This is a genomic window from Planococcus sp. 107-1, assembly GCF_021513255.1.
Taxonomy (GTDB): Bacteria; Bacillota; Bacilli; order Bacillales_A; family Planococcaceae; genus Planococcus.
In genome coordinates this window covers 1,093,663-1,115,208 of record NZ_CP090977.1, presented here as the reverse complement: position 1 = coordinate 1,115,208, position 21,546 = coordinate 1,093,663, and the positions used below count along the sequence as shown (strand labels likewise).

General features: G+C 38.0%; 16 protein-coding genes, 1 other RNA gene and 1 pseudogene. 5 read left to right on the top strand and 13 right to left on the bottom strand.

Annotated elements, in window-relative coordinates:
* Positions 1-429 precede the first annotated feature (429 nt).
* Complete coding sequence (locus L0M13_RS05890) at positions 430-2,280, top strand: hypothetical protein (protein WP_235198712.1); 1,851 nt, start codon at positions 430-432, stop codon at positions 2,278-2,280.
* 781 nt (positions 2,281-3,061) lie between these two features.
* Here L0M13_RS05890 and qatD read toward each other — a convergent pair.
* From qatD to L0M13_RS05865, 5 genes are read right to left on the bottom strand one after another with little or no spacing between them, the layout of a single operon-like run.
* Positions 3,062-3,838: a Qat anti-phage system TatD family nuclease QatD gene (qatD, locus tag L0M13_RS05885; RefSeq protein WP_235198711.1), complete on the bottom strand. Its 777-nt coding sequence runs from the start codon at positions 3,836-3,838 to the stop codon at positions 3,062-3,064.
* A complete protein-coding gene (gene qatC / locus L0M13_RS05880) occupies positions 3,816-5,150 on the bottom strand; it encodes a Qat anti-phage system QueC-like protein QatC (RefSeq protein WP_235198710.1) in 1,335 nt (444 codons plus the stop codon). Before qatC ends, qatD begins: the two co-directional genes overlap by 23 nt.
* 1 nt (position 5,151) lies before the next feature.
* The gene (locus tag L0M13_RS05875) at positions 5,152-5,880 is read right to left on the bottom strand and encodes a hypothetical protein (protein WP_235198709.1); all 729 of its coding nucleotides are present in this window, start codon (positions 5,878-5,880) and stop codon (positions 5,152-5,154) included.
* Position 5,881: 1 nt separating this feature from the next.
* Positions 5,882-7,459 (bottom strand): KAP family P-loop NTPase fold protein, encoded by a 1,578-nt coding sequence (locus L0M13_RS05870; RefSeq protein ID WP_235198708.1) that lies wholly within the window; start codon positions 7,457-7,459, stop codon positions 5,882-5,884.
* Positions 7,460-7,509: 50 nt separating this feature from the next.
* Positions 7,510-7,830 (bottom strand): P-loop NTPase fold protein, encoded by a 321-nt coding sequence (locus tag L0M13_RS05865; RefSeq protein WP_235198707.1) that lies wholly within the window; start codon positions 7,828-7,830, stop codon positions 7,510-7,512.
* 335 nt (positions 7,831-8,165) lie between these two features.
* On the opposite strand from L0M13_RS05865, the gene L0M13_RS05860 reads away from it, so the two are divergent.
* From L0M13_RS05860 to L0M13_RS05845, 4 genes are all read left to right on the top strand, one after another.
* Positions 8,166-8,747, top strand: a complete 582-nt coding sequence (locus L0M13_RS05860; RefSeq protein ID WP_235198706.1) for a hypothetical protein — start codon at positions 8,166-8,168, stop codon at positions 8,745-8,747.
* 1,361 nt (positions 8,748-10,108) lie between these two features.
* Complete coding sequence (locus L0M13_RS05855; protein WP_235198705.1) at positions 10,109-10,312, top strand: DNA-binding protein; 204 nt, start codon at positions 10,109-10,111, stop codon at positions 10,310-10,312.
* Between the two features lie 46 nt (positions 10,313-10,358).
* Positions 10,359-11,498, top strand: coding sequence for a tyrosine-type recombinase/integrase (locus tag L0M13_RS05850; RefSeq protein WP_235198704.1), 1,140 nt, complete (start codon positions 10,359-10,361; stop codon positions 11,496-11,498).
* A 251-nt stretch (positions 11,499-11,749) separates the two neighbouring features.
* On the top strand, positions 11,750-12,937 hold the full coding sequence (locus L0M13_RS05845) for a site-specific integrase (RefSeq protein WP_235198703.1): 1,188 nt from the start codon (positions 11,750-11,752) through the stop codon (positions 12,935-12,937).
* Between the two features lie 120 nt (positions 12,938-13,057).
* Here L0M13_RS05845 and ssrA read toward each other — a convergent pair.
* The 8 genes and pseudogenes from ssrA to tpiA all read right to left on the bottom strand — a co-directional run bounded on the left by ssrA (position 13,058) and on the right by tpiA (position 21,509).
* Positions 13,058-13,408, bottom strand: a transfer-messenger RNA (tmRNA) gene (ssrA, locus tag L0M13_RS05840).
* Between the two features lie 86 nt (positions 13,409-13,494).
* Positions 13,495-13,962: an SsrA-binding protein SmpB gene (gene smpB, locus L0M13_RS05835; protein ID WP_235198702.1), complete on the bottom strand. Its 468-nt coding sequence runs from the start codon at positions 13,960-13,962 to the stop codon at positions 13,495-13,497.
* A gap of 129 nt (positions 13,963-14,091) precedes the next feature.
* Positions 14,092-16,437: pseudogene (gene rnr, locus L0M13_RS05830) on the bottom strand (ribonuclease R).
* A gap of 24 nt (positions 16,438-16,461) precedes the next feature.
* On the bottom strand, positions 16,462-17,208 hold the full coding sequence (locus tag L0M13_RS05825) for an alpha/beta hydrolase (protein ID WP_235198701.1): 747 nt from the start codon (positions 17,206-17,208) through the stop codon (positions 16,462-16,464).
* A gap of 372 nt (positions 17,209-17,580) precedes the next feature.
* The gene (secG, locus tag L0M13_RS05820; protein WP_008429540.1) at positions 17,581-17,808 is read right to left on the bottom strand and encodes a preprotein translocase subunit SecG; all 228 of its coding nucleotides are present in this window, start codon (positions 17,806-17,808) and stop codon (positions 17,581-17,583) included.
* A gap of 99 nt (positions 17,809-17,907) precedes the next feature.
* Complete coding sequence (gene eno / locus L0M13_RS05815) at positions 17,908-19,203, bottom strand: phosphopyruvate hydratase (protein ID WP_235198700.1); 1,296 nt, start codon at positions 19,201-19,203, stop codon at positions 17,908-17,910.
* 19 nt (positions 19,204-19,222) lie between these two features.
* Positions 19,223-20,755, bottom strand: a complete 1,533-nt coding sequence (gene gpmI, locus L0M13_RS05810) for a 2,3-bisphosphoglycerate-independent phosphoglycerate mutase (protein ID WP_235198699.1) — start codon at positions 20,753-20,755, stop codon at positions 19,223-19,225.
* Positions 20,748-21,509, bottom strand: coding sequence for a triose-phosphate isomerase (tpiA, locus tag L0M13_RS05805; protein WP_235198698.1), 762 nt, complete (start codon positions 21,507-21,509; stop codon positions 20,748-20,750). The genes gpmI and tpiA overlap by 8 nt, the downstream gene beginning before the upstream one ends.
* Positions 21,510-21,546: the final 37 nt, after the last annotated feature.

The window sequence follows — 21,546 nt, the reverse complement described above, 5'->3', positions numbered from 1 at the left end:
TATTTTAAGCTTTTTTTATATTCGTTACCATTAAGGGTTACCTTTGAAAGGTACCATATCAAACCACTTCCACCGGTAGTTAGGTTAGGAGTTAATGATTCTTGTATTGTCATTTATAGATACAGCATATAGTTTCGGCTGCATAAAATTCTTTATTATTCTTCAATACATTTAACTTAACCCTTGATTTCATAAATTTTTAATATTACTTCTTTTTATTAAAAATAATTCTAATAAGGTAGAAATATAGAAATCAATATATATAATGATTTTCGCCTTACTAAGAAATTATTCTTTTATTCTCTACAAAAGGGATTTAATTTTCTATGTCTCACTTAAATTTATAATTTCATCGAATAAATCTATTTATTATTGATTGTTCTTTACTTAAGGCGATACAAGATTTCAAAGAGAAAGGAAAGTTAAATAATGATTACGAATACAGAAAGTACTAACGCTCTTTCCGATGAGGAGAAAGTAAATAATAAAAGCAGATTGTCCGAAGCCGATGAGAATCACCCATTACTTATTGAAGTTATGGAAACTTTAAAAGAAGCTGAGGAGGAGAAGGAACTAAGCGACTTGCTTTTGGATTATAATTTGGAATTCCCCTCGGAACAGCAAGTCTTTATAAATGTTATTAATAAGTATTACTATGTCCTTAAAGGTCCGAAAAGATCCCAAGTTCGCATCTCCAATTTTCTTATTCTTCCGCTTTATCGCATTATAGCTGACAATAAAGAGATTAAGTTAGTAGTGAAAATTGTGAATAAGAAGGAAAACCAAACTATAATAATGGACGCTGCAACAAGATCGAATCCTCGTTTATTTAAAGAGCTTTTACTAAGTTCAGGCGATTTCATTTGGAAAGGATCACCTCGTGACTTAGAAGAACTAACAGAATTATTAATGGGATATAAAACAGAAACCATCGTTGAAATTGACTATATCGGATGGAATACTTCCGAAGAAGGATGGTTTTTTCAGACTCATGCTTATCTTAAAGGTGAAGTATATTTTCCTAATGAAGCGGGTATTATAAAGACTCCTTATAAAAGCTACTTAATTAAAAAAAACGCTGCTTTCGAATTACCCGTCAATCATATTAGTACAAAACCTACTACTGAGAAAATTACTACATTAATCCAGAACTATATTAAATTATACGGCGTTTATGGTTGGCTCAATATTGGGTTCGTTACTTCTACTTTTCAAGTCTCGTATATAGCTGAGAAAACAAAGCAATTTCCATTTATTAATGCTTATGGATGGCGAAATACGGGGAAAACAGAAATTATGAGAAGTTTGTTTGCTTTTGCCGGCATTGATTCCAAATTGCCTCCACCACCAAGTTTAGATGGTTTACGCAAAATGATTAGCTGGTATTCTCATCTGCCGATTGGATATGACGAAGCGGAACAGAAACCTGGTAGCCGGGCTGCAAATGATTTTTTCACCAAGTTTCGTGAAATCCTGAATACAATTTTCATGAGGACAGCACTCGAACGTGGTGCAGTCGATATCGACAAAATAATTCATTATTTAGTGCGTGGCACTTTGGTATTTGGCGGAGAAAATAGAACAACTGATGGAGCAATCACAACACGCCTTATTCAAATGAATTCCCTGCATATCCACCATGACCGAGCTGCCTTTAAATCACTCGAAAAGAATCAGCATATCCTCCATTGGATTGGACAATATTTCATGAGAACTTCACATCAATGGAGAAGTAATTTGCTTCAAAATTATGATCAGGTGCTTACTCAGTTGGAGGATACACCTGATATTACAAGTCGGATACAGAAAAATTATGCCATACTTCTGGCTGGAGCATTAACCTTTACAGAATGGTTAGATGAAAACCTGCAGACGAATTTCTGCAACCAAGATCAATTTGAAAAATTGGTTGCTGATGTAAAAATCGAAATGATTAAATCACAGAAACATGCAGATGGCACAAATCACTTATCTACGTTTTTAGAAGATTTAGCTGTCTTAGTAAACGAGCAAACTGGAGGGCTAAACCAGTCGCATTATCGAATTGAGGAAAATATATTATACATCGCTCCGGCCATGACATGGGGAGTTTACTCAAAGTGGAAAGGAAATGAAAAACACTATAGCGGCTATAAAGCAGTCACTGAAGATTTAAAGTCTCAAAGTTATTACATGGGTTCTGAACGTACACGCATAAACACTACTCAATACAGATGCTGGACTTTCGATTTGAATCATCCAGATCTACCAATGGAAATGAAAATATTCGCTGAAAAATGATAAGTCCAGATTGACTCCGCTCAAAGCGGTCAATCTGGCTTTTTTTGTGACAAACAAAAAATATATTTTAAGAAAAGTTGGCTCTGTCACAAGCTTCTTAGGTTGCTATCGCTTGGTATGACTGGCTTTTTCTTCTGTTATGTGACTTTTTGACATCTTTTCAGAGGTATATAAAAGTTTTCTTATTCAAGCTTACTATCTATATAAATGACTGTATGAAACAATATATCCTTTTTCAACTTTTGTCACAATTCAAAGATTTTTTTATAGAAATCTCTGTTATATCAACGTTTCGGACACGTGACTTTAGTGAGACAATGAACTATCTTATTAATTTCGATCTCAATTTCTAATTAGGTTTCAATAATTCGTTTGGGTTTATATCTAAATCACCTTAATTCTTTTTCACTGGAGCAAGAGATGAACCATGCAAAGGAAATTCTTTTTCAAATCCCATGCTTATCACTGTATTGAATATCTAATGATTAATATATAGTATGTGATATTTTATTGTTCTGCTGTTTGAGCATATAAAAAAAGCAACGTTTGTTACGTTGCCTTCTTCTTTATTTATAATGCGGCTAATTTTTTAGAAATATTCATTTTAACCGCAACTATACTTATAAGTCTTTCTTAAATCTATAACAGTATCTTCGAAAACACCATTCGCCCTTATGTAGACTTTGCTATTCCCTAACAAAAGGAGTGTGATAATGGCTATTTTCACACTCCCTTTTAGATACCCCATATTAAATAAATTTTAAATTCAATAAAAAACTTTTTAAAGACTTCTCATCTTTTTGATTGGTTTTAATAATTCACTAAAATTCGAGTATATTATTCTTTCCGTTTCTTCAAAGGGAGTTCCCCATATTTCCGACAAGTACTTTATCACAATTCTTACATCTCTTGGAAGAATTACTTCATCATTAACTTTTCCAAATGGGCCGTCTGTTTCTGTTAATATCCTTTCTTTAGGAATTCTATTAATTATTTTAATACCATTTATACTTACAACCATAGAAGGATTTATTGAAAAATAATGACCAGATTTAATAATTTCATCAATAAGACTCAGTGGACCTGTATACCAATGGAAGATACATGGATACATTTTATATTTATCTAACATTTCTAACACTACTCGTTCTGCTCTTCTAGAATGAATGGTGATAAACTTTGGATTTGAACTCATCTTATTTAATATAAAGTCAAAAACATTAATTTGTAGTTCCTTACTTTCTTGTCCTTTTTTTGTGAAATCTAAGCCAATTTCTCCAATATAAGAAGTTTTATCTAAACTTCTTTCAAAAATTTTAATTTCATTTTCTAAATCTTGTATATGCAATGGATGAAATCCTAAAGCTAGCCGTATATTTTTATATTTCAATATATGTGGGTAACCAATTTCAAAATGGCTCGGTAAATTTGTGACGGCTATAGTCTTGATATTGTCCCGAACAATTGCTTCACAAGTTTTATGAGGGTTTTTATATAAATCAATGTGACAATGAGAATCAACAATTAAACTCTTTTTAGAATATTCCTGATTTTTCATTTATTTTTTGATTTCCTTTATCTTTGAGTAAAATTTTCAATTCTTCCATTGCTCTATGGACCATTTTCGAATAAACGAATAGTTCATCGAATGCTATTTTTCCGTTCGATAGTAGAATCTTAGAAATATCATCCGCCGTATATTTTTTTCTTAAAAATGAAAGAAATGCTCTTAAGTCTTGTTCTGATTCACCGTGTGAATCAATATCTATTCTATCTGAACATATATCAACACCATATAATTCATTATCTGCATTTATAGTATGAAGTGCCGCGCGTCTATAAATACAAGGCACGCACCTGCCACATCCTTTTGCAGTTCTATTTTGCCATGTTGCAGTATGTCCACGTTTACCGCAAGACACACTATATTGAATACACTCGTTTAGTAAACGTTGGTTCACACAGTTAGCTACCGCTTCACCTTTAGTATTAAATCTTAAAGGATTTTCTAATTTATTTTCTACGTTCAGCTTAATCAATATATCTTGGATGCTCAATAAAAAGAAAGGATGTGCTGTCCTAGTACTGCAAGAGCCTCTTCTAGAAGGTGTTAACGGTACATTAAGTGCAATAACTCCATTTTCCGGAATCATTAAAGAACCAGTTTTAGAAACACTATTACTAACAAACAGTCCCAAAGCGATAAACAAAAGAGATCGACTTCTTAGTGAAGTTTCCTCGCCTCCATGAAATTGCCCTACTCTAACTTGTACCAAATCAATCCTATTTCCATATTCCTGTTTTATTAAATCAAATAGTAAGTCTTGATCTGTTTTCGGTTGAGTTATGTGCCTATCATAATGACCTACTAAAGCTAGGCTTTCTCCTTGATTTTCTTCTAACCAATTAATTACTCCAATCAATGAATCAAGTCCACCAGAAAATAAACTTGTGTGTTTTGGGTAGGAGCTGTCTAGTTCAATCCCTTTAACCTCGATAAAAACATCTTCCTCTAATTCAATAAAGTTAAAACTCCAATTATCACCTGTTAAAAAAGACACTGCATTTTCGATTTCCATTTTTACTGAATTATATATTTCAAAATTTATTAAGGGTATTTCAACGTTTAAATCTCTAGTCCAATTGTCTTTAAACTTTCTTCTGCTTATAGATTTATCAATCGAATAGATAATCGCAGAAAAAAATAAAAAGTCTTTAAGAACCGGAGAAACAGTATTATTAAATTTTAGTAACTTAGTGAAGTTAATATCTAATTCTACCTCGTTACTTAATTTGTCATTAGTAATTTTAACATCCTTTATTCCATTTCTCTGATTTTCACTTGAGGTTACTTGAATTTTAAATTCCATTTTATCCTCCATAAATCGTTAAAGTCCTATTCAAGATATCACTACTAGTTTCATTAAGATCAATTGATCCCCAATCAGTTGAGGTTAGAGAATCTTCAGAATTTAATAAATGCACTTCAGATATAATATAATCATAAATACCTGAAAGGAAGGATTCAGCTTTGATGTCTCCAACTCTTGTTACCAGTCTTTCATAAAAAACGCGACAAAATTGCTCGTATAAATAGTAGCTGAAAAATTTGATAAGAATTCCTTCTATATCAAACTCCTCTAACTTCTGCTCCAATACGCTATTCAATTCTTCTACATCAGCAGCTTCATTAAATAATTCCTCCATTAACCTTGAAAGGGCATTTCTCGAATCAGCATCGTCTAAAGATGTTGCTGATTCGCTAAGAAAGTCAGTCAAAGTTAATGTGAACTCTAATGTATTCATTCCTTTATAAGATTTTACATTTAATCGATGCAGAGCTTCTTCGAAACCGTATTGCCTTACATCAAAAAGGAATCCGGATATTTTGCTCGCGGTCCTTTGAGCAGAATTGCTGCTTACTACTCCTTTCCCTTGACTTATATTTTTACTACCGCCGTTCGAATTAATATATTTTCTAATAACTTCCCGAGATTGTTCGGTATTAGGTTTCCCGTCGCGAGCTAACCTTGTAATATCACTTTTCAAGTCACTCCACTGCGGAGTTGTTGGAGCATCATATCCTGTCGAAGTACCCACTTTATTTTTTTCTCCCTTCAGCAGCTATAAGAGCTTGACCAATACGAGTATCTAGCTTTTCTTTTATAACAACAACTAACGCTTCAAGTTCAGATTTTAAATTTGGTTTTTTATTCATTAATGTTAGAATTTCGATACCTTCGCTAGCTGGTGCTAATTCGTGATTGCACTCTTCCATTACTCTAAAATAAGTAGACGCACTTCCTTCAATATCATTTTCAACTAGCGATCTTAAACCTTTATATAAGGTTGTTTGATCAGGATTTCTTAGTACATTAGTGGATAAAATATCTAGTAACGAAACCCTTTCTTGTTCAGAAAATTCCTTGATAGCAGATACAGCTTGATTTTGCTTTCCAGATATGCCAGATGTAAGATCTTTAAGAGTTATTCTTACTATAGGTGAAACCATGGATAGCCCGCTAAATGTAGAAGCTAATTTATCGCGTGCAACCCAGAAATAATCCCGTAAATCTATATCCGTAAGAAATGGTTCCATTGATATCCATTTTTTCATAAATGAAGTCGACCAGTTCTGATCTATTTTTTCTACTTCCTCTGCTTTCTCAGGATTTTGTAACAAAGCTGTTTCTAGTAATTTTATTTGTTCAGGCAATCCTTCCTGTGATGCTTGCCACTCGAATAATTGCCTGAATTCTCTCGGATGCGAATATTCCAATACCATTAATTTTACTAATATGTCATCTTTAACTTCCTCTAAAGATGCGACTTCTGCCAATTTTTTTCTAAGTGTATAGGCATTTAAAAATCTTTTTATTTGACGTGGATTACCATTTAACCCCTCGGTAATTAATTGAGAAATTGATGAACAAAAATTAAGACTATTAGATAATACTTCAGGCACTGTTAAACCTTGTTTTTCGAAAACGGCATTTACTGAAGAATATCCGAATGTAGCATATCTATTCTTTAATCTTTGCTCATTGCAATGTGTAAACACGGAGTTAAACATTTCCGTATCTACAATGTCTTTATTACAGAACAATAGTGCCATGTACGATTCTACTTCAGCTGGAGATAAACGAGGAATATAGTATGGAATTTGTATTAATTTTTCTAAATAATCATTAATCAGTGCTTCAGAAGAAAATCTATTACTTTCATTTTTTTCAAATTCAACAGAGTTATATCGAACTTGAATTGCGTGTCTTACAATCCGTGGATCTGCTCCAATAACAAATGAAGTATTAGGTACATTCAAAAATAATTTAATTGCCTCTAAATTTTCGATTATTCTTTCAGGTGAGCATCTATCTAAATCATCAATCAACACAACTAAAGAATCGATTTTACATTCGTCTAATAACTCAGAAAAACGTTCTCTAAAAGTTCGAACATCCATATGAATAGAATCAGGTGACCTCTCGTTTAATAGTCGATCTGTAAGTAATTCTGGTTCGGTTTGAATATCTTCTCCTATATTGCCTTCTTCATTTTCACTAGGTAGCATTGATTTTGCTTTCGAAATTGCAGTTGGAAGTAAGCTAGCACCGCCAGTTAAATAAGCTGATAATGCTGGTATACCAATTTCTTTCATACTGCTTTTTGCAAGTCTCATCCAATTCACCGACTGTATAAGACCGCTTATTTTCTCACGCATTTTTGCGCTTAACTTTTTTTCTCAGCAATTTGCGTTAATATTGAAGTTAAAATTGCTGCTTTAGCATCGTCATATCCTTCAAATAACCATCCATTAAAATAGATACATAAAATCTTTTCATATTTTTCTTTATCCGATTGTTCATCATAATTTTCAGAATCTAAATCATGTTCGAGCATTTTCATAATACTAGTCTTGCCACTGCCCCAATCTCCAAATAAACCAATCGTAGTAGGTAATAGATTTTGATCTGTTACAACAGATCTTATTAAATCGGAGTGAACTTTAAATCCTAAAAAATCAACTGCTGTTTCATTATCTGCCCACATATATAGCCCTCATTTCCATTTTCCTTCATTTATTATTTTATCAAGAAATAACCATTTTTTGTTGAGAAATTTCAGAATAAATTAAAGATGCATATCTTTACACTCGTAATTTAACCAGATAAAAAAAGAGCGCGATAATCGTAATTTCCGCACTCTTAATAACTTCTCTGACCAGCCAGGAGTCTTAAAATAATGACTATTAAACTTTCGATACTTTTCTATCATTTCCAACTTTATATTTTCCTTTCCAACTACTTACATTAAAATACTCACAATGATATTATTTTCTTAATAGTCCTACACATACTATTCATTTTTTATAAGGGGGAAGTAAGATGAGTTTTATTGCTAAAGCCACACAACAAGGTATCAATATAATTAAAAATGATACAACAAAAAAATTAGGAGAAAAAGTCGTAAAAGAAGTGGCTGCTACTCTTGCATTGAAAGGCGCTAGGGGTGCTGAAAACTACGTAATAGATTCATCTAGAAAAGCACTTAGCAATAAAAAAGAATTGGAACTTAAATATGAGAACACACGTAAAATACTCATAACAACTTCTTCAGATCTTGAGAGCTTCAGTATTGGAATTGAGGAAGCTTCAAATATGGTCAACTATTATCAATATGATTTAACCGCGCTTAATAAAGTGAACCCAGCCTACCTTGTTAATTATCAGCGTTTAACTCAAAATCACAAAAAGTGGAAGACTTTACTTACTAATTTAAGAAATGAAGCTTTTATGAAGATTACTAAAGAAGCAACAATAGTTTTTGAATCTAAGAAAGAATCAAAATTCTTCAGTAAGTTTCCTGAGATTAATTCTGAACTTATATCCATCGAGTCCAAAGGTGATCTCAGTAAAGTTCTTTTAAAAATCAATAAGCATTACCTAAAAGATTTTAAACAAGCATAAATTATGTATTTTTTAATTGAAGATATAAAATGAATCCTTAATCTAAGCAGTTATAACTACATTTACAACACAGTTACTACCAACAGTTCTAAAACTCCCTTTCACTTACATTACACAAAGCGCTAAGACCAATACCTATAAGAAATTAGAATAACATTTCTTGTTCAGTATGGTTATCAGCTGAATAAAAACCAAAACCATGGAGGATTACAATTTTGAATTTTTTAGAAGGACAAGAAAGTGAAATCTTAATGGCTATATCTCCTATATTGATTTTCGGAGGGATGGCCGTTACTCTAATTATTATTTGCTATATACTCTTTGGCAGATTGAACAAACTATTTATTAATTTCACTATTATTATCGCAATTCTTTTAGCTGGTTATTTAAGTTTCGGACCAATGCAACTCGGCACAATATTTGTACATTAAAAAGCATCATTAATTGATGCTTTTTTCTATTTTGCTTACAGCAATTGAAATATTAGTCACTAGTCAACTCAAAAAAAGATAAATCTTCTGATTAAATTCGACTCTTCGATCTTATTAGGAGTAGCGACCATGATAATCCTTGTAGGGTGTGAAACGCTTACCACTGCGCCCGGTTACATAGAAATCATGCCTGTAGAGCTGCAGAGACTCATGACTCATGCAAAGCCCACAAAAATTTAATCGCTTACAGACATAATAATGATCACTGACCCATTTCTCAAATACAAAATACACTGTTTCTAATCACTCTTATCGAACTTTTTCATAACCCTCCTATTACATGCATTCTCCGAAGAGAATTATAATTTAGAACCACACTTCATTAAAAATCCAGAATATTTAACATCAAATCCTATCTAAATTCTTTGAATGACAATACAACGAACTGTAGCTCTAAGAATTCTATTAATTATCTCCTCCAGCTCCCGCTTTCTTTAAATTCCTCTTCTTAATCAATTCTCTGAAATACGAGCTAGGTAGCATCTATCCTAATTCTATTCTCATTCTGAAACGACATATCTTTTCTTCCTCTTCTAATTCCACTAAAATCAAGCGTTTATTAAGCATCAGACAAAATCAAAAAAATTATTTCAATCAAAAAACGAAAAAGTATTCGAACGGCTAATATCCACTGCTATAGTATCTATGCTTACTTCAAGAAAAACAAAAAGAGTGCAAATCAGACTTTAACTTACAGGCAAATTTTTTTATAGGGCATTACCAAATTATTTTATATACAAATTGAATTATGAATAAAAAAATTAATTTTGCTCTTAAAATACTAGGATTTATAGTCTATGATGTATAACGCCTTGAAGTAATCAACTTTATCCAAAACAAAAAACTTAATACTACAAAGGAGAGAAAACAATGCAACAAACCGAAGTAAAAGAAATGTTAGAAGAGGTTTTAAAGGAAATTCTTAAAAAAGCACCGTTTAGAGAATGGATGTCACTTAAAGAAGGCGCAGATTATGCCAATGTTTGTTACAACACGTTCATTAAGTTCCGTGATTGCGGATTGAAGATTTCCGAAATCAATGGCGTAAAAAAGAGTTTCAAAAACCGATATTGATAATTTTTTAAAAGAATATAGTTATTAATTAGAAGGAGAAAGAATAATGCACACTAACCCAGCAATTAAACCATACAAACTCAAAAACGGAGATATTCGTTACATGTTCAAAATATATCTTGGGGTGGATCCTCTTACCGGAAAAGAAGTAAGCACAACTCGACGGACATTTAAAACCACAAGAGAAGCCCAAACTATATATGATCGCTTAAAGAATGCTTATAGAGAAGGCACATATAAAAAGCAGCAATATATAACTTATGAAGAGGTCTATGAGGCATGGAAAGTAAACTATAGAAAAAAAGTAAAGCCATCGACTTTTTTTAAAACTACAAGACTGTTTCAAAATCACATATTACCTGCCATAGGAAACCTTAGAATTGATAAAATTAATTTTGCTATCTGCGAAAATTATTCATACTACTGGGTTGAAAAGTTTGAACGCTTTAAAAGCGTAATTTCATACGCTTCAAGTGTAATGACTTATGCAATTAAACTAGGTTATATTCAAACTAACCCTTTCAAATTAGTAGAAACTCCTAAACAAAAAAAATCATCAAATGGGAATAAATACTACTCACGTGGCGAATTAATTCATTTTTTAGAAGCTGTAAAAAATGAAGGAAATACCATGATTCATGCTTTTTATCGTCTTTTAGCATATACAGGTATGCGAAAAAGCGAGTGTTTAGCTCTTCATTGGTGTGATGTAGACTTTGAAGAAAAAGAAATTTATGTATACAAGGCAATTTCTACAGACGAGAATATGAAATTGAGTTTTAGTGAAACAAAAACCGGAGAAACTCGTGCCATTAAAATAGATTCAAATACATTAGAACTTTTAAAAGTTTGGCAAAAAGAACAAGTAAAAATTCCCAACAATGTTGAGAAGGACAACAGCAATCAACTCGTTTTCCCAAACACAAAAAATCACCTTATTCAGCCCTCTCTTACATGGAAATGGGGACGAAACATTCAAGAAAAATATAGTTTACCTTACCTGTCACCTCATGGGTTTAGACATACACATCCCACTTTATTAACTGAAGCAGGAGCAAGCTTGGTAGGTATTCAACAACGATTAGGACATTCCGGTAGAGATACTACAACAAAAACGTACATTCATCATACCGATAAAATCATGGATGATACATTAAATCTATTTGTTGAATATATGAATTATTAATAAAGACCCCGTCTGATGAAGAAAAACCATAAGACCATCAACATTTGGAATCTCAAATGTAGATGGTCTTATTTTACTTTCCAACACACTAACTTCTCTTTTTTTTATACCCCTCAATCAATTATATTTTTTTCATTTCTAATTTATCGAAGTGCTATTTGTGTACTGCTAGGCTTCAATATAAAATAAAAGAGTAGTTAGTTTAACTACCCCTCCCAATCTTATCTCCGTAAGCATTCAGGAGGAACAGAATGAGTAAGCAAACAACAATTAAAAGCTATAAACTCAAGAGCAATTCAACAAGGTATATGTTTCATCTTTATATTGGTGTTGACCCATTAACTGGTAAAGAGCTAAGTACAACACGTCGAGGATTTCTAACTAAAAAAGAAGCAAAGGATGCTTTGGCAGCATTAAAAGTTGAAATTAGTAAAGGTACGTTCCGCAAAAAACAGCTGGAAACATATCAAGATATTTATGATCTCTGGGTTAATCACTATGAAAATACGGTTGAAGAAAGTACGTTTGTCAAAACAACTTGCATTTTCAAAAATCATATTCTTCCAGCTATGGGCGCATATAAGATTGAAAAAATCGATGTGGCCGTTTGTCAAAAGCACGTTGATGAGTGGGCTAAGAAGCTTCAACGTTTTCGAATGGTAAAAGCGTATGCTGCAAAAGTACTCGACTTTGCAATTAAGCGCGGTTACCTTCAAGTCAATCCTTTTTCATTAGTAGAGGCCCCTAATAAGCTACAAAAAGTCAGTATAGATGAGGACACGGAAGAAAACTTTTACGATCGTGAACAGCTTGTTAAATTGCTTGCATGCTTGGAGAAAGAAGATTACTTCAAGGTTTATACCCTTTTCCGTCTACTCGCTTTTTCAGGTATGCGTAAAGGAGAAGCATTGGCTCTTACATGGAAGGATATAAATTTCGTTAATAATGAGATTCGTATCAACAAGGCACTTTCGCGAGGAAAAGATAACAAACTCTATGTAAAACCAACGAAGACTGGAGTTGTTCGTACTATAAAGATGGATCAAAAAACAATGGATCTTCTTAAAAACTGGAAAAAGCAACAGAAGAAAGATTATTTTCGTCTCGGCTATAATACAATGCAATCTAAACAACTTGTATTCAGCAACGAATTCAACGACTTTCTCCAGCCGACGAAAACTCGAAAATGGCTCATGCATGTGATTAAAAAATACAATCTAAAAATGATTACTACTCACGGCTTACGCCATACCCACTGTTCCCTGCTTTTTGAAGCGGGAGCAACCTTAAAAGAAGTGCAAGTACGGCTAGGTCATACAGACGTTAAAACGACGATGGATATCTATACTCATGTAACAGAAAAAGCGAAGGCAGGAACCATTGAAAAGTTCGAAAATTATTTAGAGGATAGTCCAAAACGTGACGAGGTTTTTGACTAGGTTGACTAGGTTTTTGACTAGGTTTATTTGATATTCTATGAAACTCCATGACATCAAAAAACGCCAAAACCCTTGGTATATCAAGGATTTTGACGTTCTATGAAACTCCATGAAATTAATCTATGGAGACGGCGGAGTCGAACGCGTCCAGAAACTCCGCTACTTGAGCGTCTACGCGTGTAGCTTATCCATTTAAGTTTCGCGCAGCACTATGCCGATAAGCAGGCGTCGTGTGCGCTAACTTGAAAATCTCTTGCCGGCAGCTCAAGTTGCACTGCCGACCGTATCCCACTAAAGTTGAGCTCTACACAGCCACATGGGTGATGGATGCTAAGAGCAGATCCGAGCTTACGCTGCGAATGCTAGGTTTTGGTTTGTTTTGCCAGTTACTATAGTTACGTTGGTGACGGAGCCGATCCTCCGACGCGCGACCCAAGCCCAGATCATCCCTGTCGAATCCGTAACGTCCCCTCGTTTAAAAGGGAACACGGAAGATGTTAGCTTCGGTGTTATAAATTAATTATAGAGCAATAGGGACTAAATATCAAGAAAAGCGATCAGTAGCGGCCCCGGTCCTTGATGGCCCGGTCGATTTCACGCTTCGCATCTTTTTTCTTCAAGTCCTGGCGCTTGTCGTAGTTCTTCTTCCCTTTACCGATGCCGAGAAGCACTTTGGCATAGCCGTCTTTCAAATACATCTTCAATGGAATGATAGCCGATCCTTGTACTTTCGATACGCCGATCAGTTCATTGATCTGCTTTTTATGCAGCAATAATTTCCGTACACGGGTCGGATCGTGATTGAAGATATTGCCTTGCTCGTACGGGGCAATATGCATATTCGAGATCCAAGCTTCGCCGCCCCGGATCCGGACGAACGCATCGACCAATTGGACTTTGCCGTTTCGCGCAGATTTAATTTCTGTTCCTTGCAATACGATGCCCGCTTCAATCGTTTCTTCGATGAAATAATCGAAGCCGGCTTTTTTGTTCTGGGCAATTACTTTGCCTTCACCTTTTGCCATGCTGTTCACCTCAACTGGATTAAGAAAAGCGCGAGCGCCCATCTTGCCTCTCGAGACAGATGGACGCCGGAGTTTACACCTTGAACGCGCAACTCTCATTTCTTTAAAAGCGGCAGTTAAGCCGCTCCCTTATTTTTTCTTCTTGTTTTTCTGGTTTCGTGCAACGCCTTCATAGAACTTTTTCTTTTTGTTTTTCGGTTTGCGAGTCGGTCCGCCGCCTTCGCCCGGTTTTCCGTCGCGGCTCGGCTTGCCTCCACGCCCTGGTTTCCCAGCGCCTTCTTTTTTCGTCGCACGAATGACTTTCGGTGCGTCTTTGCGTGTGCGGCGCTTTACTTCCGGCATGCCGACGATTTCAAAGTCGATCGCGGATTCTTCCGGCTTCACGCCAATGACTTTGATGCGGATCTCGTCGCCGATGCGGAATTGGCGGCTGCTGCGTTCGCCGATCATCATCATTTGGCGATCGTCAAAACGGTAAAAATCATCGGTCATATTGGAAACATGTACCAATCCTTCGATCGTATTCGGCAATTCGATGAAAAGACCGAAATTCGTAACGGAACTGATGATGCCATCAAATTCCTCGCCGATTTTATCTGCCATGTACTGCGATTTCTTCAAAGCATCGGTATCGCGTTCTGCTTCTACTGCCCGGCGCTCACGCTCGGAAGTATGCTCAGCGATTTCGTCCATATTCGCTTCCCAGTGCATGATCGTCGCTTTTGACAAGTCTTTATTGATCAAATACGTTCGGATCAATCGGTGTACGATCAAATCGGGATAACGGCGGATTGGCGACGTGAAATGCGTATAGAATTCTGTCGAAAGACCGAAATGCCCAAGGCTTTCAGAAGAGTATTTCGCCTGCTGCATCGAACGCAGCATCATCGTCGAAATCACGGGTTCTTCCGGTGTGCCTTCGATGGACTCAATGATTTCCTGCAAAGCTTTCGGATGGATCTGGTTTCCGGTACCTTTGACGACAATCCCGAAATTAGTCACGAATTCAAAGAAGCGCTGCAATTTCTCAGGCTTTGGATCTTCATGGATCCGGTAGATGGCTGGAACTTCCATGCGGTGAAAATGCTCCGCGACTGTTTCGTTCGCTGCCAACATGAATTCTTCAATTAAACGTTCAGAAACTGTGCGTTCACGGACAACCACATCAACAGGATAGCCATCTTCATCTACTAACACTTTCGATTCCTTGAAATCGAAATCGATAGCTCCACGGCGCATACGGCGGTCGCGTAAAACAGCTGCCAATTCCTTCATTAATTCGAACATCGGCACTAGATCTGCGTATTTTTCTTTTAGTTCCTGATTGTCCTGTTCCAAGATTTCGTATACATCCGTATACGTCATACGGGCAGAAGTGTTGATGACACTTTGGAAAATGTCATGCGATAAAACTTCCCCTTTATCATTGAAAATCATTTCACAGGATAAAGTCAGGCGGTCCACTTGCGGATTCAACGAGCAGATTCCGTTTGATAAACGGTGGGGAATCATCGGAATAACGCGGTCCGTCAAATAAATGCTTGTTGCGCGGTCATAAGCTTCCCGGTCAATCGGTGAATCTTCCGTTACGTAATGGCTGACGTCGGCAATATGGACGCCCAGTTTATACGTACCGTCTTCCAGTTTCACTACTTGAACTGCATCATCCAAGTCTTTCGCATCCGCTCCGTCAATCGTCACAATCTGCTCATTGCGCAAATCGCGGCGATCGTTCAAATCCGATGGATCGATTTCTTCCGGCACATTATTCGCCATTTCCAAGACATCCGCTGGAAATTCGGTTTCAATGCCGTATTTATGGATAATCGACAAAATGTCGACGCCTGGGTCGTTCTTATGTCCAAGAATCTGTGTCACCATACCGGTCGCAGATTTTCTGCCTTCCGGCCAGCCCGTAATTTCCACGACGACTTTATGGCCATCCACAGCTCCCAATGTATCTTCTTTTGCGATAAAGATATCCATATTCATTTTCTTATCATCGGATACCACAAAGCCGAAGCCGCGGTTATCCTGGAACGTACCGACCACTTTCGTCGTTCCGCGTTCAACGATTCGAATAATGGCCCCTTCACGACGGTCGCCGGAAGAATTCTCAGAAATCCGGATCAGCACCGTATCGCCATTGATGGCCCCATTAACTTCCGTCGGGGGAATAAATACATCATCCATTCCCCGCTTCTTCAGGTGCTACGAAGCCGAAACCTCTTGGATGTCCAATAAACTTCCGCGCATCAAATTCATGCGTTCCGGTACGCCGTAACGATTTACACGTGAACGGACAAGCAGCCCCTTTTCTTCCAGTTTCACTAGGGTCTTCACCAATTCTTTAAATTCATCGGCATCATCAAAGCCGAATTGCTCTTCTATTTCTTGTACAGTCAAAGGCTTATACGCGTCTTCGCGCATAAACGACAATAACCGCTGGTCCAGCGACGTTTCATTTTTTCCCATGTATATTTCCTCCTTTAGACGTTCTCACACACTCCAATCGAGCGATTCGAGAAATGCTAAAATATCTTCGTGCAATTGTTCTTTTTCTTTATCGAGCGTAATGACATGCCCGGATTCCTCGTACCACTTTATATTTTTCTCAAAGGATTCCGCGTTTTCATAAATGACATTGGCAGAATCCGTATTGATGACATCATCTAATCTGCCTTGGACGACAAATAGCGGTGCATAGACATGGTCTACATGGTCTTTTACATCCGCGATTAATGCCTGCAGATCAGCTAAAGATTCCATCGGATGCTTTTTGAACTCTTCCATCTCTTCTTCGATAAGTTCATCGCTTTTTCCTTCATATTTCTTGTACTCCTGTGCATATTTTACAACGCCTTCATACATCAAGTCGGTTGTTTTCATATACATCGGTGCACACATCGTCACCAAACCCTTCACAGGGAATGTATACCCTAATTTCAATGTGAATACGCCGCCAAGCGACAATCCAGCCACTGCAATTTCGGTATAGCCTTCATCACGCAATTGATGATAAGCGGCTTCAACATCTTTCCACCAATCTTCCGGTCCTGTCGGAATCAACTTTTCCGGTTCAACTCCATGCCCTGCGTAATGAGGAGCGATGGATGTGTAATTATGCTTTTCCAGAAAACGGCCGAGCATCCGTACATCTGCCGAATTCCCGGTAAATCCGTGCAACAACAAGACCGCTCTCGGCCCTGATTTAAAGAAAAATGGTTTTGGCTGCGAAATCCGCATAAAAATCCTCCATTCATTTTACATATAACTTAAAAATTTAACTATAATTCTTCCAAATGTCTGCTAACAACATAAAAGATTAGAATTTTTATTTACACACCCAGATATGGAGCAAAACAGCGAAGACTCCAGCGGAAAGCGAGAAAGCCGAGACCCCACAGGACGCAGTCCGAGGAGGCTTGGCGCTCGCCCGCAGGAAAGACATTGGCTGCAGCCTGCAAGGCCAAGTCTTTGCGACGAAGCTAGCGAAGCGATGCAGGAGCAAATCTTTTCAGCGCAGCTGTTTTGCGAAATATCAGAGAAAAAATAAAATTTTCCACCCTAAAAGAAAACGCCTAACCAGTGTATTGGTCAGGCGATTTAATCTCTACATTAAACTTTTGTAACGGCGATAGCCAGAATAAAGAATAAGGCAGCAAGCACTATCGTTACCCGGTGCAGGACTAAGTCCAGCCCACGTGCTTTTTGCTTGCCAAAAAGTTGCTCTGCTCCACCGGAGATGGCTCCCGAAAGACCTGCACTTTTTCCTGATTGCAATAAAACGACAACGATTAATGCGAGCGATACGATGACAAGAAGCGTCATTAACAACGTATGCATAAATTCCACCTCCTGGAAAAGAACTTTCACAACAAGACTAAGTTTACCAAAAACTTAGAACTATGACAATAGCATCGTTAAAAAGTCATGATTTAAGCTTTATTTTTTCAAGTTGTAGAAAGTTTTAACACCAAGATATTGTGAAGTTTCGTTCAACTGATCTTCGATGCGAAGTAATTGGTTGTATTTCGCAACGCGGTCTGTACGGGAAGGTGCACCCGTTTTGATTTGCCCAGCGTTTGTCGCTACTGCGATATCCGCAATCGTTACGTCTTCAGATTCACCAGAACGGTGGCTGATTACAGCAGTGTAGCCTGCACGTTTTGCCATTTCGATTGCATCGAATGTTTCTGTCAATGTACCGATTTGGTTTACTTTGATCAAGATCGAGTTGCCTACGCCTTGTTCAATCCCTTGAGCCAATTTCTTCGTGTTTGTTACGAATAGGTCGTCTCCTACTAATTGAACGCGATCGCCGATGCGGTCAGTCAATAGTTTGTGGCCTTCCCAGTCGTTTTCATCCAATCCATCTTCGATTGAAACGATCGGGTATTTGTTTGAAAGCTCTTCGTACCAGTCAACCATTTCAGCAGAAGTTTTTACAGTGTTATCGCCTGGCAAGTTATAAACGCCTTTTTCTTTATCGTAGATTTCAGAAGACGCAACATCCATTGCAAGCAAGACATCTTCGCCTGGTTTGTAGCCGGCTTTTTCGATCGCTTCCATAATTGTTTGAAGCGCTTCTTCGTTTGATCCTAAGTTCGGAGCAAATCCGCCCTCGTCTCCAACAGAAGTATTATAGCCTTTTTCTTTCAACACGCTCTTCAAGTTATGGAAGATTTCAGCGCCCATGCGGACAGCATGGCGGAAAGATTCAGCGCCTACAGGCATAACCATGAATTCTTGGATGTCGACGTTATTATCCGCGTGCTCGCCGCCATTCAAGATGTTCATCATTGGAACCGGCAATTGCTTAGCGTTGAATCCGCCCAAGTACTGGTAAAGCGGAAGGTCAAGATAATCTGCAGCTGCATGAGCTACAGCCATCGAAACACCCAAAATTGCGTTTGCGCCAAGACGGCCTTTGTTTTCAGTACCATCTAATTCGATCAACGCTTTATCGATTGAAACTTGGTCCATTACGTCAAAATTGCCTTCTAATTCGTTAGCGATTTCGCTGTTTACGTGTTCTACTGCTTTAAGCACGCCTTTTCCAAGGTAGCGGCTCTTATCGCCATCGCGAAGTTCTACAGCTTCGTGCTCTCCTGTAGATGCTCCAGATGGGACGATTGCGCGGCCAAATGCGCCGCTTTCTGTGAATACTTCAACTTCGATTGTTGGGTTTCCTCGTGAATCCAGTACCTCGCGTGCAAGAATGTCAGTAATGATTGGCATTTAAAACAGCTCCCTTAGTTTAGAATAATGGTCTTCCTGTCATTTCTTTCGGTTGTTCAATGTTCAAGAGTTTTAATACAGTTGGCGCCAAATCAGCCAGGATGCCATCGTTTCGCAATTCTGCACCTGGTTTCGTTACGATGACCGGCACTTGGTTTGTCGTATGCGCCGTCATTGGCAAGCCTTCTATCGTTACGACTTCATCAGCGTTTCCGTGGTCCGCTGTAATGATGGCCGAGCCGCCTTTTGCATGCAAAGCATCGATGATTTTGCCTAAGCATTCATCAACTGTTTCAATTGCTTTGATCGTCGGTTCGATCATTCCGCTATGGCCGACCATATCGGGATTTGCAAAGTTCAAGATGATGGCATCGTGTGCATCCGCTTCGATTTGAGCAACCAATTTCTCAGTCACTTCGTAAGCGCTCATTTCCGGCTGAAGGTCATAAGTCGCCACTTTCGGTGAATCGACTAAAATGCGATCTTCGCCAGGGAAAACATTTTCGCGGCCGCCGCTCATAAAGAACGTGACATGCGGATATTTCTCTGTTTCCGCAATGCGCAGCTGCGTCAATCCATTTGCCGAAATCACTTCACCAATTGTATTTTCCAAGTTCATCGTTTCAAAAGCGATGCGCGTTGGCAGAAGATCACTATAAGAAGTGAAAGACACAAAAGTCAGGTTCTTCGGCTGATTGACGCTTAACGGGAAGCTATTGAAATCCTCCGTAATCAAAGCGGAAGTCAATTGGATTGCCCGGTCTGGACGGAAGTTAAAGAAGATGATCGAATCGTCCGATTTGATCGTTGCTACCGGTTCGCCTTCATCGACAATTGCATATGGCACAACGAATTCGTCCATGACGCCTTGGTCATAAGATTCGACTAACCCTTCTGTTGCTGATGCTGCGGTAAGGCCCACACCATCAACCAAGACGCGGTAAGCTGTTTCCGCACGGTCCCAACGTTTGTCGCGGTCCATCGCGTAATAGCGTCCGCTGATGGATGCAAACCGGCCAATGCCGATTTCCGCCATCTTTTCTTCTGTTTTTTCAATATAGCCGAGTGCAGTTTGTGGACCGACGTCGCGGCCGTCTAAGAAACCGTGCACGTAGACTTCCGTCAATCCTTGCTGTTTCGCCAGCTCCAAAAGTGCAAACAAATGCTCGTAATGGCTATGGACGCCGCCATCTGATAATAAGCCCATCAGGTGAAGCGCTGTGCCTTTCGCTTTTACATTCGCTATTGCTTCTAAAAAAGCAGGGTTTTGATAGAAATCGCCGTCGCGGATCGATTTATGGATGCGGGTCAAGTTTTGATAAACGATGCGCCCTGCACCAATATTCAAATGCCCGACTTCCGAGTTGCCCATTTGGCCATCTGGAAGGCCGACAGCTTCCCCAGATGCCGTTAAAAGATTATGTGGATAAGTTTCCCATAGTTTATCAAAATTAGGTTTTTTTGCTTGAGCGACTGCATTGCCGAATGTTTCTTGGCGGCAGCCGAAACCATCTAAAATGATAAGCGCTACTGGATTTTCTGTATTACGCATGCAATCCCGCCTCTAGTAATTTGACAAAAGAATCTGCCTCTAAACTTGCACCGCCGACCAATGCGCCGTCGATGTGCTCCATGCCTAACAATTCTTCAATATTCGCCGGTTTTACACTGCCGCCGTATTGGATACGCACTTGATCGGCAGCTTCTTGGCTGTAAAGGCCCGCAATTTTCTTGCGGATGACGCCGCAAACTTCATTCGCATCTTCTGCAGTTGCTGTTTTACCAGTTCCAATTGCCCAAATCGGCTCATAGGCAATGACTAATTGGTTGATTTGCTCTTCAGCCAATCCAGCAACACCAGCTGCTACTTGGTTTTCAACGATAGAAGCTGTTGCGCCGCTTTCACGCTGCTCTAATGTTTCACCTACGCACATGATTGGCGTAATGCTGTGTTCATATGCTGCTTTTACTTTTTTATTGACCGATACGTCGCTTTCATTGAAATACTGGCGGCGTTCTGAATGGCCAAGGATGACATAATTGATGCCGATGTCTTTCAATTGAACCGGACTCACTTCACCTGTATACGCGCCTTCTTTTGCATCATGCATTGTTTGCGCGCCGATTTGAAGTGTACTGCCTTCAGTTGCCTGTACTAATGGTTGAAGGAATAGGGACGGTGCACAGATGATTGAATCGACTTTATCAGCATCCGGTGCCAATCCTTTTACTTCTTCGATGAATTGTTTAGCTTCTGAAAATGTTTTATACATTTTCCAGTTACCTGCAATAATCGGTTTTCTCAAAGAAATCCACTCCTCTTATCCGTTTTCTTAAACATTG

What these genes read in the sequence shown, in the direction of transcription:
- L0M13_RS05825 (WP_235198701.1), bottom strand. Translation starts at nt 17,208, where the DNA reads ATGCGGATTTCGCAGCCAAAACCATTTTTCTTTAAATCAGGGCCGAGA.
- L0M13_RS05870 (WP_235198708.1), bottom strand. Translation starts at nt 7,459, where the DNA reads ATGAGACTTGCAAAAAGCAGTATGAAAGAAATTGGTATACCAGCATTA.
- L0M13_RS05860 (WP_235198706.1), top strand. Translation starts at nt 8,166, where the DNA reads ATGAGTTTTATTGCTAAAGCCACACAACAAGGTATCAATATAATTAAA.
- L0M13_RS05845 (WP_235198703.1), top strand. Translation starts at nt 11,750, where the DNA reads ATGAGTAAGCAAACAACAATTAAAAGCTATAAACTCAAGAGCAATTCA.
- qatD (WP_235198711.1), bottom strand. Translation starts at nt 3,838, where the DNA reads ATGAAAAATCAGGAATATTCTAAAAAGAGTTTAATTGTTGATTCTCAT.
- L0M13_RS05850 (WP_235198704.1), top strand. Translation starts at nt 10,359, where the DNA reads ATGCACACTAACCCAGCAATTAAACCATACAAACTCAAAAACGGAGAT.
- qatC (WP_235198710.1), bottom strand. Translation starts at nt 5,150, where the DNA reads ATGGAATTTAAAATTCAAGTAACCTCAAGTGAAAATCAGAGAAATGGA.
- secG (WP_008429540.1), bottom strand. Translation starts at nt 17,808, where the DNA reads ATGCATACGTTGTTAATGACGCTTCTTGTCATCGTATCGCTCGCATTA.
- smpB (WP_235198702.1), bottom strand. Translation starts at nt 13,962, where the DNA reads ATGGCAAAAGGTGAAGGCAAAGTAATTGCCCAGAACAAAAAAGCCGGC.
- L0M13_RS05890 (WP_235198712.1), top strand. Translation starts at nt 430, where the DNA reads ATGATTACGAATACAGAAAGTACTAACGCTCTTTCCGATGAGGAGAAA.
- L0M13_RS05865 (WP_235198707.1), bottom strand. Translation starts at nt 7,830, where the DNA reads ATGTGGGCAGATAATGAAACAGCAGTTGATTTTTTAGGATTTAAAGTT.
- L0M13_RS05855 (WP_235198705.1), top strand. Translation starts at nt 10,109, where the DNA reads ATGCAACAAACCGAAGTAAAAGAAATGTTAGAAGAGGTTTTAAAGGAA.
- gpmI (WP_235198699.1), bottom strand. Translation starts at nt 20,755, where the DNA reads ATGCGTAATACAGAAAATCCAGTAGCGCTTATCATTTTAGATGGTTTC.
- eno (WP_235198700.1), bottom strand. Translation starts at nt 19,203, where the DNA reads ATGCCAATCATTACTGACATTCTTGCACGCGAGGTACTGGATTCACGA.